At 51.3% G+C, this 15,401-nt stretch carries 12 protein-coding genes; 9 read left to right on the forward strand and 3 right to left on the reverse strand.

From position 1 onward, the window contains the following. Positions 1 to 20: 20 nt before the first annotated feature. The 8 genes from hisIE (at position 21) to T500_RS0113345 (ending at position 8,955) form a co-directional block, all read left to right on the forward strand. The gene (gene hisIE, locus T500_RS0113310) at positions 21 to 665 is read left to right on the forward strand and encodes a bifunctional phosphoribosyl-AMP cyclohydrolase/phosphoribosyl-ATP diphosphatase HisIE (protein WP_028908522.1); all 645 of its coding nucleotides are present in this window, start codon (positions 21 to 23) and stop codon (positions 663 to 665) included. Positions 666 to 768: 103 nt separating this feature from the next. Then, positions 769 to 1,476 carry a cell division ATP-binding protein FtsE gene (locus tag T500_RS0113315; protein WP_028908523.1) on the forward strand — a complete coding sequence of 236 codons (708 nt, stop codon included), beginning with the start codon at positions 769 to 771 and terminating at the stop codon, positions 1,474 to 1,476. A gap of 19 nt (positions 1,477 to 1,495) precedes the next feature. After that, positions 1,496 to 2,815, forward strand: a complete 1,320-nt coding sequence (locus T500_RS0113320) for an aspartate kinase (protein ID WP_028908524.1) — start codon at positions 1,496 to 1,498, stop codon at positions 2,813 to 2,815. Between the two features lie 49 nt (positions 2,816 to 2,864). Beyond that, on the forward strand, positions 2,865 to 4,025 hold the full coding sequence (gene lysA / locus T500_RS0113325; RefSeq protein WP_028908525.1) for a diaminopimelate decarboxylase: 1,161 nt from the start codon (positions 2,865 to 2,867) through the stop codon (positions 4,023 to 4,025). Between the two features lie 29 nt (positions 4,026 to 4,054). Then, positions 4,055 to 4,723 (forward strand): glycosyltransferase, encoded by a 669-nt coding sequence (locus T500_RS0113330; RefSeq protein WP_080694903.1) that lies wholly within the window; start codon positions 4,055 to 4,057, stop codon positions 4,721 to 4,723. Next, positions 4,692 to 5,771, forward strand: a complete 1,080-nt coding sequence (locus T500_RS0113335; protein WP_028908527.1) for a glycosyltransferase — start codon at positions 4,692 to 4,694, stop codon at positions 5,769 to 5,771. The genes T500_RS0113330 and T500_RS0113335 overlap by 32 nt, the downstream gene beginning before the upstream one ends. After that, complete coding sequence (locus T500_RS0113340) at positions 5,768 to 7,741, forward strand: fructose-bisphosphatase class III (RefSeq protein WP_028908528.1); 1,974 nt, start codon at positions 5,768 to 5,770, stop codon at positions 7,739 to 7,741. The genes T500_RS0113335 and T500_RS0113340 overlap by 4 nt, the downstream gene beginning before the upstream one ends. Beyond that, the gene (locus tag T500_RS0113345; protein ID WP_028908529.1) at positions 7,738 to 8,955 is read left to right on the forward strand and encodes a DUF5103 domain-containing protein; all 1,218 of its coding nucleotides are present in this window, start codon (positions 7,738 to 7,740) and stop codon (positions 8,953 to 8,955) included. The genes T500_RS0113340 and T500_RS0113345 overlap by 4 nt, the downstream gene beginning before the upstream one ends. Here T500_RS0113345 and T500_RS0113350 read toward each other — a convergent pair. Genes T500_RS0113350 through T500_RS0113360 form a run of 3 tightly spaced genes read right to left on the reverse strand, consistent with a single transcriptional unit; the run spans position 8,924 to position 13,722 of the window. Next, positions 8,924 to 11,374 (reverse strand): helix-turn-helix domain-containing protein, encoded by a 2,451-nt coding sequence (locus T500_RS0113350; RefSeq protein ID WP_080694904.1) that lies wholly within the window; start codon positions 11,372 to 11,374, stop codon positions 8,924 to 8,926. The genes T500_RS0113345 and T500_RS0113350 overlap by 32 nt on opposite strands. 15 nt (positions 11,375 to 11,389) lie before the next feature. Next, entirely contained in the window at positions 11,390 to 13,096 is a 1,707-nt protein-coding gene (locus T500_RS0113355; RefSeq protein WP_051612076.1) for an AMP-binding protein, read from the reverse strand. 44 nt (positions 13,097 to 13,140) lie between these two features. Then, on the reverse strand, positions 13,141 to 13,722 hold the full coding sequence (locus tag T500_RS0113360) for a helix-turn-helix domain-containing protein (protein WP_013063601.1): 582 nt from the start codon (positions 13,720 to 13,722) through the stop codon (positions 13,141 to 13,143). Positions 13,723 to 13,855: 133 nt separating this feature from the next. On the opposite strand from T500_RS0113360, the gene T500_RS0113365 reads away from it, so the two are divergent. Next, on the forward strand, positions 13,856 to 14,776 hold the full coding sequence (locus T500_RS0113365; protein WP_028908532.1) for a bile acid:sodium symporter family protein: 921 nt from the start codon (positions 13,856 to 13,858) through the stop codon (positions 14,774 to 14,776). The last annotated feature ends 625 nt before the right edge of the window (positions 14,777 to 15,401 follow it).

Genomic DNA, 15,401 nt, shown 5'->3' on the forward strand with positions numbered 1-15,401 from the left:
AAAAATGTAAAAATTAAAAAATGAAGATAGATTTTGAAAAGAGCGGAGGCCTGGTGCCCGCTATTATCCAGGATGCCCAGACTAAGAACGTGCTGATGCTGGGCTATATGAACGAGGAAGCCTACCAGAAAACCATCGATACCAAGAAGGTTACATTCTGGAGTCGCAGTCGCAACTGCCTTTGGACCAAAGGCGAGACCAGCGGCAACTTCCTGCATCTGGTAGATATCAAAGTGGACTGCGATAACGATACCCTGCTGGTGAAGGCAACCCCCGACGGACCAACCTGTCACACAGGTACCGATACCTGTTGGGGCGAGAGCAACGAGAGCGGTGTAACATTCCTGACCGAGTTGCAGGACTTTATCGACAAGCGCCACCAGGAGATGCCCGAGGGCAGCTATACCACCAAGCTGTTTAAGGATGGTATCAACAAGATTGCCCAGAAGGTAGGCGAAGAGGCATTGGAGACAGTGATCGAGGCCACCAACGGTACCGACGAGCACCTGGTTTACGAGGCCAGCGACCTGCTGTATCACCTCACCGTACTGCTCACCAGCAAGGGCTTGCGTATAGAGCAGGTGGCCGACGAGCTGCACAAGCGCCATGATCCCAACTGGGACAAGCAGCGCCGCGAAGCCAAAGCCGCAGGAAAGATGAAGTAAAATTGAAGGCCTCGATTAAGCGAGAGCAGAGCCAAGCTTGCTTGAGCTATGCCGAGCGTGAGAGGGCTCAATACGAAGTATTAAAATTGATAATTGAAAATTGATGCTGATTAATTATAAGAATGTAAACGTTTACCAGGATTCGGGCATTAAGGTGCTCGAGGGAGTGAACCTAGAGGTGAACGAGGGCGAGATGGTTTACGTGATTGGTCGCGTAGGCTCAGGTAAAAGCTCGCTCCTGAAGACACTCTACGGCGAACTGGATGTTGACGAGGCCGACGAGGCTATCGTGCTGGAGCGCGACCTGAAGACCATCCGTCGCAAGGATATTCCAGGCTTGCGCCGCGATCTGGGCGTGGTGTTCCAGAACTTCCAGCTGCTCAGCGACCGCACCGTATATAAAAACCTGCGCTTTGTGCTCAAGGCCACAGGTTGGAAAGATAACGATGCCATCAACAACCGCATCAGCGAGGTGATGGAGCAGATAGGATTAGACGAGAAGCTGTTTAAGATGCCCAACGAACTGTCGGGAGGCGAACAGCAGCGTGTGGCCATCGCCCGCGCCATTCTGAACCATCCTAAGCTCATCATCGCCGACGAGCCTACAGGCAATCTGGATAAGGAAACAGCCGACAGCATTATGCAGCTGTTGAAGAGCATCGCCGAAACAGGTACTGCCGTTATCATGTCGACCCACAACATTAGCTTGGTAAACAAGTACCCAGGCAAAGCCTTCCAGTGCCAGGATGGTAAAATGGAACAGGTGATTATCCGCAAGGCGGAGGCAAAGCCCGAAGAAGCAAAGAATTAAAAATTAAAATATAAGGCTTATGAAAGTAATGAAATTCGGCGGAACATCCGTCGGCACACCAGAGAGAATGAAGGAGGTAACAGCACTTGTTACCAAGTTTAACGAACCCGTTTTCGTAGTGCTCTCAGCTATGTCGGGCACCACCAACAGTCTTGTCGAGATTTCCGACTATCTCTACAAGAAGAACCCCGATGGTGCTAACGAGGTGATTAACCGCTTGGAGCAGAAGTACGACAAGCATGTTGACGAGCTCTACAGCAAGGACGAGACCAAGGCCGCAACCCGCGAGTTCCTGAAGAGCGAGTTCGACTACCTGCGCTCGTTCACCAAGGAACTCTTTACTTCTTTCGAGGAGAAGAGCATTGTGGCTCAGGGCGAGATGATGTCGACCAACATGGTGGTTAACTACATGAACGAGATTGGTATCAAGGCCGTACTGCTGAACGCACTCGACTTTATGCGTACCGATAAGAATGCCGAACCCGATCCAGTATATATCAAGGAGAAGCTGGCTGCGCTGATGCAGGAGCACGAGGGTGTTCAGGTATTCTTGACTCAGGGCTTTATCTGCCGCAACGCTTATGGCGAAATCGACAACCTGCAGCGTGGTGGTAGCGACTACACAGCCTCGCTGATTGGTGCTGCTATCGGCGCCGATGAGATTCAGATCTGGACCGATATCGACGGTATGCACAATAACGACCCACGTGTGGTTGACGGCACAGAGCCTGTACACCAGTTGCACTTTGAGGAGGCAGCCGAGCTGGCTTACTTTGGTGCTAAGATTCTGCACCCCACCTGTGTGCAGCCTGCCAAGTATGCTGGTATCCCCGTTCGCTTGCTCAACACCATGGATCCTGAGGCTGAGGGTACCACCATCAGCAACAAGACCGAGTATGGCAAGATTAAGGCCATCGCTGCTAAGGACAATATCACCGCTATCAAGATCAAATCATCACGCATGCTGCTGGCTACCGGTTTCCTGCGTAAGGTATTCGAGATCTTCGAGAGCTATCAGACTCCTATCGACATGGTTTGTACCTCAGAGGTTGGTGTATCGATGAGTATCGACAACAGCGCTCACCTGGGCGAGATTGTGGATGAGTTGAAGAAGTACGGTACCGTTACCGTTGATACCAACATGTGTATTATCTGTGTGGTTGGCGACCTGGATTGGAGCAATGTAGGCTTCGAGACTATCGCCCTCGACGCGCTGAAGGATATCCCCGTTCGCATGGTAAGCTACGGTGGTTCTAACTACAACATCTCGTTCCTGATTCGCGAGGAGGATAAGAAGCGCGCCCTGCAGAAGCTGAGCGACACCATCTTTAAAAAATAAAGATGTAAGAATTTAAAAATGTAAAAATTAGAAAGAGACAAACAAGACAATGGCTAAAGGAATATTCCCAGTAGAGAGGTTCAACGAGATAGAGACACCTTTCTACTACTACGACACAGCTCTGCTGCGCCAGACATTACAAACGATTAACAACGAAGCCAGCAAGCACGAAGGCTTTGTAGTGCACTATGCCGTGAAGGCAAATGCCAACCCACGCATTCTGCGCATCATACGCGAAGCCGGACTGGGTGCCGACTGCGTCAGCGGCGGCGAGGTTGAAGCATCAATCAAGGCAGGCTTCCCCAAGGAGAAAATCGTTTATGCTGGTGTAGGTAAGAGCGATTGGGAAATCAAACTTGGACTGGACAACGACATCTTCTGTTTTAACGTAGAGAGCATCCCCGAGCTCGAGGTTATCAACGAGCTGGCAGCCCAGAAGGGCAAGGTGGCTCGCGTGGCTTTCCGTTTGAATCCCAATGTGGGTGCCCACACCCACGCTAACATTACCACCGGACTGGCCGAGAATAAGTTCGGTATCGCTATGGGCGATATGGTAAAGGTGATTCGCGAAGCCGAGAAGATGGAGAACGTAAAATTTGTAGGCTTGCACTTCCATATTGGTTCGCAGATATTGGATATGGGCGATTTCGAGGCACTCTGCAATCGCGTAAACGAGCTGCAGCAGGAGCTTATCAGTCATCGCATCCGTGTTGAGCATATCAACGTGGGTGGCGGACTGGGTATCGACTACGAGCACCCCAACCGTGTGCCCATTCCCGATTTCAAGGCTTACTTCGACACCTATGCCAAGAAGCTGAAACTGGAACCCGGACAAACCCTTCACTTTGAGCTGGGACGTGCCGTTGTGGCTCAGTGCGGTAGCCTGATTACACGTACCTTATATATTAAGGAAGGTGCCGTTAAGAAGTTTGCCATTGTCGATGCAGGCTTCACCGATCTCATCCGCCCGGCTCTCTACCAGGCTTACCATAAGATTGAGAATATCACCAGTGACGAAGCACCCGAGGCCTATGATGTGGTAGGTCCTATCTGCGAGAGCACCGACGTGTTTGCTAAGCAGATCGACCTGAACAAGGCTAAGCGCGGCGATTTGCTGGCCATCCGATCGGCTGGTGCCTATGGCGAGATTATGGCGTCGCAGTACAACTGTCGCCGCCTGCCAAAGGGCTACATGAGCGATGAGCTGTAAGCAAAATGTAAAAATGTAAAAATTATAAAATGAATAAAGACGAACGGAGATTCTCTGTTATCATGACCGTGTACGACCAGGCGTACGAGCTGCAGGAAAACCTAACGGCCTTCCTCACGCAGCAGTACCAGCCTGGCTACGAGGTTGTGGTGGTAGATGAGTCTTCTACCGACGAGACGCCTGATATACTCAAGCTTCTCAAAAAAGATTACCCCAACCTCTATACCACCTTCCTGCCAAAATCCGAAGGTCATGCCATCAGCAAGAAGCAGGCCTACAACATTGGCATCAAGGCAGCTAAAAACGATTGGTTAATCTTTGCCAACGCCAGTCATGCGCCCGTAAACGCAGATATTCTGCAGGCCATCAACGATACCTTTGATGACACCGCCGACCTGACGTTAGGCTATCTTACCAAGAAAGGCATTAAACTGCAGGCGTTCTACGATGTAGATGATGCCAGTGACCATGTTACACGCATAGAGCGCCGACTCAAGAAGGTGAGAACCCGCAAGCGCCACCACTACCGCTGGGGGCGTTACGATTTTATCGTTATCAAGAAATCGGTGGCCTTCGATGTGCTGAAATACTTCGAGCTCAAGCCATCGTTTGTTCAGCGTCAGGCTTTGCGTTGGCGCATTTTCTGGAAAAACCAGTTCTGCAGATATGAATATATTACATATCTACCCAAAGAATAACGAGCTGATACAACGTCATGTACAGCTGTTGGTAGAGGGATTACGACAGAGTGCCACCGTGGTAGTGGCCGATAACAGCAAATCCTTCTACCAGCAGGCTCACGACGCTCAGGCCGATATCATCCACATTCATGGCGCCAACCAGATGCTGCACACCAAGGCCATGCGTTGCGCCCGTAAGCTTAATATCCGTACTGTAGTAACACCTCACGGACAGCTACAGCCCTTTGCACTCCAGATGCTGCCCGCCCAGCAGCGTGCCGCTATGACGCTGGTACAGCGCGAGTTTATCGAGGGGGCCTATGCCGTGATCACCCTGGGCAAAATGGAGCGACAGAGCTTTATGGAGCTGGGTTGGAACCCACGTGTAGAAGAGGTTCACAATGCCGTTACCACCAACACCATCAGTCCTGCCGAGATGGCTGCCCAAACGTTTGCCATCTATCAGAAGATACTCGACTCGAACACCCTCGAACTGATGGACGACCTCACCCGTCGTGCCCTCAAGGTGATTATCAAGGCTGGTATTCTGGGCGATAAGCGCTGGGTGGAGCAAGAGGCCAAGGAGGTGGATGCACGCCTGATTGACTGGCGCCGCCTGCTGATATATGCCGAGCACGAGAACATCAGCAACTATACCGACTACGGCATCCGTATACTCGACTACTCATCGCCACTCCTCGATGTTGCGAGGATTGCAGCCTATTTCCCTAAGAAATTTCATCGTCCGCAGCCCATCAAGGAGCTGATAGGCGATTATCAGGGCGACGAGAACGATTACCTGATGCGTATCATCCGTCAGGTGCTCAAAGTCCCTACTCTGCTGAATATGATGGAGCTGACACGCGAGCTGTATCGCGACAACGTGAACGACGACCAGCTGGCCGAAGCACTCGAAGAGGCCAATCTTACCAAGCGTGCCGCCCGATTGATCCAGGTTCTGAAGGAACAAGTGCTGCTCGACGAGGGTTACATGCCCATCGACCCGCTCGACGACAAACAAACGGATGCATTACGCAACACCCTTAAAAACCATCTGAAGATATGAAACATATTACCGACAATGAAACTGATCTGCACTACTTGCAACTGCTAGCACAATCGTTCCCCACGGTTGCCGATGCCTCAACCGAGATTATCAACCTCGAGGCTATCATGGCGCTGCCTAAGGGTACCGAGCACTTCCTGGCCGATATTCACGGCGAGAGCGAGGCGTTCCGCCATATCCTGAAGAATGCCTCGGGGAACATCAAGCGTAAGGTAAACGAGCTGTTTGGCAACGATATCCGTGAGAGCGAGAAGAAGGAGTTGTGCACCCTGATATACTACCCCGAAGAGAAACTGGAGCTGATTAAGGCCCAGGAGAAAGATATTGAGGACTGGTACCGTATTACCATCCACCAACTGGTAAAGGTGTGCCGAGACGTGAGCAGTAAGTACACCCGCTCAAAGGTGCGCAAATCGCTGCCACAGGATTTTGCCTACATTATCGAGGAGCTGCTGCACGAGAGTCTGAGCGACAACGACAAGGCCGCCTACGTGAGCGTGATTGTCAACACCATCATATCTACAGGTCGTGCCGATGATTTCATCTGCGCCATCTGTAACGTCATCCAGCGCCTAGCCATCGACCAACTGCATATCCTTGGCGACATCTACGACCGCGGTCCTGGTGCCCATATCATCATGGACACCCTGCGCCAATACCACTCGTGGGATATCCAGTGGGGCAATCACGATGTGCTGTGGATGGGCGCTTCGGCAGGCAACGACGCCTGTATCTGCAATGTGTTGCGCCTCTGTCTGCGCTATGCCAACCTCAGCACCATCGAGGAGTACGGCATCAACTTAGTGCCGCTGGCCACTTTTGCGCTCGACGTATATGGCGACGACCCCTGCCTGGAGTTCCAGCCCAAGCTGCTGCCAGGCAACACGATGGACGAGAAGACCCAGCAGCTCACAGCCAAGATGCATAAGGCCATTGCTGTATTGCAGTTCAAGACTGAGGCCGAGATATTCGGCCGTCGCCCCGAGTGGCAGATGCAGGATCGCTGCATGCTCAGTAGAGTTGATTACGAGAGGGGCAACTGCACCATTGATCGCAAGGAGTACGAGATGAAGAGCTGCAACTTCCCCACCGTTGATCCCCTGCATCCCAACAAGCTTACCGCCGAGGAGGCCGACCTGATGCACAAGCTGCACCACTCGTTCCGCATCAGCGAAAAGCTGCACAAACATATCAACACGCTGCTGTCGCACGGCTGCATGTACACCATCAGCAACAGCAACCTGCTGTTCCACGCCGCCATCCCGCTGAACGACGACGGCTCGCTCAAGGAGGTTGAGATTTATCCTGGCAAGCGCTTTGCCGGTAAGGACCTGATGCACAATATCGGCATGATGATCCGCGAGGCCTTCCAGAACGATTCGGTAGATAAGGATTACGCCCGCGATTACTTCCTGTACCTGTGGTGCGGTAAGGATTCGCCCCTGTTCTGTAAGTCGAAGATGGCCACCTTCGAACGCTATTTCCTGGTTGATAAGGATACCTATAAGGAGGAAAAAGGCAATTACTTCAAGCTGCGCGACAGCGAGGAGGTTTGCGACCGTATTCTAGATGCCTTTGGCGTAAAGGGTAACAACCGTCATATCATCAACGGCCATGTGCCCGTACATGCCGGTAGCGGCGAGAATCCTATCAAGGCAGGTGGCAAACTCATGGTGATCGATGGTGGCTTCTCAGAGGCTTATCACAAGGAGACGGGTATTGCCGGCTATACATTGGTATATCACTCGCGCGGTTTCCAACTGGTTCAGCACGAGCCGTTCACCTCGGCCCGCGATGCTATAGCACGCGAAATAGATATTAAATCTACCACACAGATTATCGAGATGTCGGCCCATCGCATGCTGGTGGCCGATACCGATAAGGGCGAAGAGCTGCGCACACAGATTGCCGATCTGAAGGAGCTGCTTTACGCCTATCGTCACGGTATTATCACAGAGCGCCGCCGATGATTGTCCGCTGCCTGTTAGCCTTGCTATGGCTGTTGCCATTAGCCGCACAAGCCGAGAACCGCATTAACCAGCCCAACATCAAGACGCTGGTTACGATGGTGAACCAGAACTGGCTGAATGCCCCCGTGATACGCCTGCATAGCGACGATGTGCTCACCGTAGAGTTCGACGAGCTCTCGCACGACTACCATCGCTACGTGTATCGCCTGGAGCACTGCGAGGCCGACTGGGCACCCAGCGAAGAGCTGTTCGAGAGCGACTGGCTTTCAGGTTTCAATAATAACCCCATCGAGGATTACGCACACTCGGTAAACACCATCATCCCCTACACCCACTACCAGCTGCAGCTGCCCAACGACCGCTGCCAGCTGCTGATGAGTGGCAACTACCGCCTGTATATTCTGGATGAGGACGACGACAACCGCGAGGTGTTGGTAACCGAGTTTATGGTTACCGAACAAAGCATGCGCCTGAGCCTGAGCAGCACGCCTAATACCGATATCGACACCCGCGTGAGTCACCAGCAGGTAACGATGGCGCTCGACTATGGTAACCTGCCTGTTACCAACCCCGACACGCAGATTTATGCCGTAGTGATGCAGAACCACCAGCAGCGTAATATGCGCCAGGGCGTAAAGCCTAACATCACCACCCGCAACGGTCTGGAGTGGAGCCACAACCGCCAACTCATCTTCGATGCGGGCAACGAGTATCGTAAGTTCGAGGTGCTGGATGTGAGTCATCCCACCATGGGTATCGACCACATTTCGTGGGATGGCGAGAACTATCAGGCCTACACCTTTGTGGATGCCCCCCGCCCTAACTACCTGTACGACGAGGATGCCAACGGTGCCTTCTGTATCCGCAACAGCGACTACCACGAGGTAAGCACCACAGGCCAGTATGTGTGGGTAAACTATCGTCTGCGTGTACCGCGCCAGGGCCCCATCTACATCAGCGGCCGCTGGACCACCGCTACAGGTGCCGACGACTACATGCTGTATTACGACCCCGTAAACCAGCTCTATACAGCCAGCGTCCTGCAAAAGCAAGGCTATTACAACTACCAGTATACCACAGCCGATGGGCAACAGTTAGCCAGCGAGGGCAACTATTACCAAACCGAAAATCAATATCAAGCTTTGGTTTATTACAAGGGCACTACCGACCGCACTTGGCGCCTTAGTGCATTTTGCGATACTGCTCGGGAGTAACGCGATGAACCTGGAAGAACTGTGATATCAGGAAGTTAACCGAAATAAATCCGCACTTTTCAGCTATCACCTCAAGCGGCTCCTTGGTATTACGCAGCATACGCTCGGCCTGCTGCAGTCGGGCCTGCTTAATCAGTGGTCGCGGACTCTTAAAGATATTGGTGGTAATCACCTGATAGAACGTCTTGGCATCCATACCGGCGGCATTGCTCAGTCGGCGCATGGTCATCTTTTTCTTCTTGCGCTCAAGCTCTACCACTGGGGCAATCTTCTTATACACCTTCAGGAAGTCGGCATCCAGTTCCACCTGCGGGTCGGGCTGTGACAAAGTGTATTCCTCAACCACTGGCTCCAGTACTTCGGCGCTGGTGTTACAACGGTCCACAAAAGCGTAAATACGGTTAATCAGTCCTACCTCCTCGCTGTTACGCATAGCACGCAGGTTGGCATTCTTCATGTAGAAGTACAGGTTTATGCACGCCATGATGATCAGCACCACGCCTAACAAGCCGAACATACCAGCCGAACGCCACCAAGGCTCGTTAATATCGATGGTCCACTCGTAAGGCTCGGTATCCCATACATCGGGCGCCAACGATGCCTGAACCTGAACAGCATAATGTCCTGGGCGCAAGGCCATCAGCGGCAGGTGCAGCAGGCCGTCCTTATCTACCAGGTCGGAACTGAATGGCGACAGTATGTGCCACTCCTCATCCAGTCCCATCACACGCACACGATAGAATGTCTGTTGCGGACGGAAGTAGTTCAAAGCCGAGAACACCAGGGTCAGCGAGTTCTGATTGTAGTTCAGATCCAGACCCCATACACGACTCAGGGCACGGTTCAGTATACGTTTACCGTCAATCTCGGTTGTTGGGGTCACATCTATACCGTTAACCATCAGCTTTATCAGCTTAGGATAAATCTTAAACGGATAATTGTTGTCGAGTGTCGACATCTTGGTAGGATCAAACAGCACCACATGGTCGAGCGACTGCATGGCTATCTGCCCGTCGGGCAGCAGCATGGCCTTACCGTTCACAAACACCTCGTTAGGCACATGGTCGTACTCGTTGTAGCTGTTGATAAAGTGTACCTTGTCATCCTCGTCAAACAGCACTACCGATATACCGTAGCTGGTAGCCACCCAGATGTGGTGGGCTTGGTCTTCTACTATCGAGTGTACAATATTGTTGTACAAGCCATCCTTGGTGGTGTAAACCTGTGGCAGCAGGTCGCTTTCGCGGCGATACACCTGCAAGCCCTGCGGTGTGCCCACCCATGTCCAGCCACGCGAATCCTTAAACACGCAGTTCACGGTGCGGTCGCGGAATTTTGGCCACTGGTTTATGTTATTCATCATAGTGCCCAACTGGTTAGCTATCGGGGTGCCCCAAGCATAAGCATGGAATGGCTGTTTGTAAGGCATCGAGTAAAGTATGCCGCGACTCTCGGTACCGGCCCACATACCACCCTGGCGGTCGAAGGCAATCACGTTGATATCGGTTTCGAGCGGCTGCCCGGACACAATACTCAGTGCCTCGATATGGGTAGTCTCTTGGTTGTTCTCGTTCACTGTCCAATAACCGTATTCGCAAGGCACATACAGCAGCGAGTCGCGCTTCACCATACTGTTCAGGTGGTAAGGTGTGCGCAGCAGTTCGGTCCACTCCTTGCGTGGCACGTCGTACTGCATCAGTATGGCCTCCTTCGCACCGTTACGTATCTGGTACACCTTGGTGCTGTCCAGCAGTGTCAGCGACGAAGCCGCAAAGTGGCGGGCCGTCTCGTCGTTATACGGACGGTTCTCGGCCACACGCTTACCCTTGGCAATATCGTACATCTCCATCAGTCCGTCCTCATAGAACAGCATCAGGAACTTGTCCTTATACACCTCCAGGTCCTGCAGGTTCAGGCCCGCACGCGTCTTGATGTACTGCTTGGTTTCAACCGAATACAAACCGTTGACCGTCAGCAGCCAAACCACGCCCTTACGGTCCACAAACAGGTCCTTCACACGCTCTTTCACACCAAACTCGGCAAAAACGTCGTCGATGCTTGGCACAAAGCGCTCGGTAATCAGCTCCACACAAGTAACGCTACCCGTGTTCTTCAGCCAGATGTGGTGATACTTGTCGAAGTACAGATGGTAGTTACCACGATACTCCGACAGGGCGTAGATGTTCTCATCCAGCGGGTCGATATACGAGAACGAGGCACCGTCGTAGAAGTTGATCTGTCCGGCAGTGGTAATCACCAGTCGGCCAGTCTTGGTGCATTGAATGGTTTGGGCGCCGTTATCGGCCAAACCGTTAGCTGCGGTATAATTACGGAAGATACGCGGTGATACATTAACAGCCCCTGCAGTCAATATCGACAGCAGCACTGTTAGTAGTATTATCGCGTATCTTCTAGTCATTGGTTCTTATTTTTTTTAGATTACTTCAATTCCTTGTTCCTCACATAGTTTCAGGCTCATTTCCTTTAGTTTGAATTTCTGGATCTTACCTGATCCCGTGAGCGGGAATTCTTTGATAAAGAACACGTACTTCGGAATTTTGTATCGTGCTATCTTGCCTCGGCAGAACAGCTGCACATCCTCGGGCGTCATCTCTACCCCCTCTTCCAGGATGATAAAGGCACCCACGGCCTCGCCGTATTTCTTGGATGGCACAGCGGCCACCTGTACGTCGCGAATGCCAGGCATGTGATACAGGAACTCCTCAATCTCGCGTGGGTAGATATTCTCACCACCACGGATAATCATATCCTTGATACGACCCGTAATCTTGTAGAAGCCCTGCTCGTCCTTCACACCCAGATCGCCCGAGTGCAGATAGCCGTTCTTGTCGATCACCTCGGCCGTAGCCTGTGGATTCTTATAGTAACCCTTCATCACGTTAAAGCCCTTACAGCACATCTCGCCCTGCACACCTACTGGGCATTCCTCGCCAGTCTCAGGGTCAAGCACTTTCACGTCGACAAACGGGTAGTCGCGTCCCACGGTAGTACAACGCTGCTCAAAGGTGTCGTTCAGGCAGGTCTGCGTCATACCAGGCGAGCTCTCGGTCAGTCCGTACACGCTGGTAATGGTCATATACATCTTTTCGCTTACCTGCTTCATCAGCTCGATAGGACAGAGGCTTCCGGCCATGATACCTGTACGCAGACAGCTCAGGTCGAACATGTCGAACATCGGGTGGTTCAGCTCGGCTATGAACATCGTAGGCACACCGTAAACGGCGGTACAACGCTCTTTGTGTATCGAGGCCAGCACTACCAGTGGGTCGAACTTCTCAACCATCACCTCGGTACAGCCGTGAGTCAGGCAGTTCATCGTAGCCAGCACCACACCGAAGCAGTGGAACAAGGGCACACATACACACAGCTTATCGTCCTGTGTAAAGCCCATATTCTCGCCGGTAAAGTAACCATCATTCGAAATGCCGTAGTGAGTAAGCATCACACCCTTGGGGAAACCTGTGGTACCGCTAGTGTACTGCATGTTGCACACATCGTAGCAGCTCACCTGTTTCTTCATCTCGTTCAGCGTCTCATCGTCGATGTTCTGTCCCAGCAGCAGCAGTTCGGCTGTGTTGTACATACCACGATACTTCTCCATACCTATATATACTACATTCTTAAGGTATGGGAATCGCTCGCTGTTCAGGTGTCCACGCTCGCAGGTCTTCAACTCTGGCAGCATGGTGTAGGTCATATCCACATAGTTACAATCCCATGTACCATCGGTAATGCACAGCACTTCCATGTCTGAGTCCTTACACAGGTACTCCAGCTCGTTCTGCTTGTAGTTGGTGTTTACTGTTACCAGCACGGCACCAATCTTAGCGGTAGCATACAGGAAGGTGAGCCAGTCGGGCACGTTAGTAGCCCAGATACCCACATTCGAGCCTTTCTTAACGCCGATAGATATCAAGCCCTTGGCCAGATTGTCTACGCGCTCATTGAATTTGCTCCATGTGAATCGCAGGTTGCGGTCGCTATATACTATATATTCCTTATCAGGAGTAGTCTCGGCCCAGTACTCCAGCCATTCGCCCAGAGTTCTTTCCCACAGTTTGTATCCCTCCGAGCCGGTCTCGGCTGGATAAGTTCTATCAGGCAGCGGTCTGCCCGCCATATCGTATTTTACATCACTCATAATTGTCAATTCTCAATTATCAATTAAAAAGGTATGTAAACTACTGCCAGAATCTTTGCACTCTTGCCAGGGGCACCGTGTACGTGGTGCTTTACAATCGAGTCGTAGAAAATGCTGTCGCCCTCTTTCAGGGTGTAGGTCTCCTTACCATACACAATCTCTACTTCACCCTGCATCACGTAGATAAACTCCTCGCCCTCGTGGTCGCTCAACTGGAAGTTGGGGTTCTCCTCGGGGTTAATGTCAATTACGAATGGCTCCATGTGGCGACCAGCCTTCTGCTGTGCCAATGGGTGATACTCCATGTGCTTACGTGCATCAGTAGCGCCGTTGCTAAAGCTGATGCTGCTATCCTTCTCACGATCTTCGGCGCGACAAACAATAGGTCCAAGGGCATCGTTATCATCCATAAAGGTACCTAGGCGAACACCTAAAGCACGAGCAATCTTAATCAGTGGACCCAGCGATGGCAGGTTCACATCATTCTCAATACTCTCTATCTGCTCTACGGTCAGTCCGCTGCGCTCAGCAATCACGTCGATGCTGAGATTTTTGGTTTCTCTAAGGCCCTTGATTTTTGCGCCTACAACTGAATGATTATTCATCTTACTTACAAATATTTATTTACCTATTATTTCATGGGCAAAAGTACATATTTTAATCTGAAAATCAGCGTATTTTAATAGATTTTAACACGATTTTGTATCACTCTGCTAAAAAAGTTGTACCTTTGCAGTCATGAAACGCATTTGTAACTTCATAGCCCGTTGGATGGGCGCACTGGTAGTAGTGGTGGCAGCAGTAGCCCTGTTGGCGCCCCAGAGTCTTAACTGGATAAGCACCTATACCATCAATCCCATGCTGGGTGTCATCATGTTCGGCATGGGTCTCACACTGTCGCCAGCCGACTTCCGTATCGTGCTCAGCCGCCCTAAGGACATCCTGTTAGGCTGTCTGGCCCAGTTCACTGTGATGCCGCTGTTGGCCTTCCTTATTTCGTGGGCATTGCAGCTGCCCAACGAGTTGGCTTTAGGCGTCATCCTCGTGGGCTGTTGTCCTGGTGGCACCGCCTCTAATGTCATCACCTATCTGGCCAAGGGCGATCTGGCTCTGTCGGTAGGCATGACCGCCTGCTCTACCCTCCTGGCCCCTGTGCTCACCCCGTTGCTGGTATGGCTCATGGCCGGCACCATGGTAAATGTCGATACCATCGGCATGCTCACCAGTATTATATATGTGGTTATCGCCCCTATCGTGGCAGGCCTGTTGTGCCAGCGTTTCATGCCCCGTGCCACCCGCAGCGTCACCCCCTATCTGCCTGCCCTCTCGTCGGTGGTCATTGCCGTGGTGGTAGGCATCATCGTCAGTCATAATGCCAGCCGTCTGCTGTTAGGCGGCGCCATCGTGGTAGCCGCCGTGGTACTGCATAATCTGTTAGGCCTCAGTGTAGGCTATGCCATCGGCCGCCTGCTGCGCCTGCCCCATCCCAAGCGTGTTGCCCTCAGCATCGAGGTAGGCATGCAAAACAGCGGTCTGGCCTCGTCGTTAGCCGTGCTCCATTTTGCCGCCTACCCCCTGGCCACCGTCCCCGGCGCCATCTTCAGCGTCTGGCATAACATCAGCGGCGCCCTCGCAGCAAAGTTTTACTCACGCGCGTAACAATTAGAAAGATATTAGTAAACCAAAGATCGCATCGGCATTCTATGCTATTATTGCAAACCACACGTAGAAGATTTTCTTAGTGCACATAGGAGAATCTTTTTTGCTTGCGTGAGGCCTTTTACACTTTTTTATTGCCGATACAAAGATACAAAATTTTCGTCATATAAAAGAGCACTAACTGTTAATAGTTTGTTAAATAGCATTGTATAGCAATTGATTCGGTCAAATTTTACATAAAGAAATTAATCAGCAAAGCGCACAGAGCACAGAGCACAGAGCACAGTTTATTTACGAGAGGGGTACATTGATTAGTGAGGTTTAGTAATTTAATAATTACTATATATATAATATATATATTATATATATAGTAAAATAGTTAATTACATATTTTGAGGTGCTCATGAGAAAACTGTGCTCTGTGCTCTGTGCTCATATCAATATACTTATCGATTTTAACAATTCATTAACAATTAATATTTCAATATATGACGAAATTTTCGTACCTTTGCATAGTCAAGACAAAGATAGAGATGATGCTCCCGCGCGAGGAAAAAGATTCTCCCACGTGCACTAAGAAAATCTCCCACACGTGGCCGCAAAATCAACATCGGAATTGAGACAA

It is taken from the genome of Xylanibacter ruminicola Ga6B6 (assembly GCF_000687715.1).
Lineage (GTDB): Bacteria > Bacteroidota > Bacteroidia > Bacteroidales > Bacteroidaceae > Prevotella > Prevotella ruminicola_B.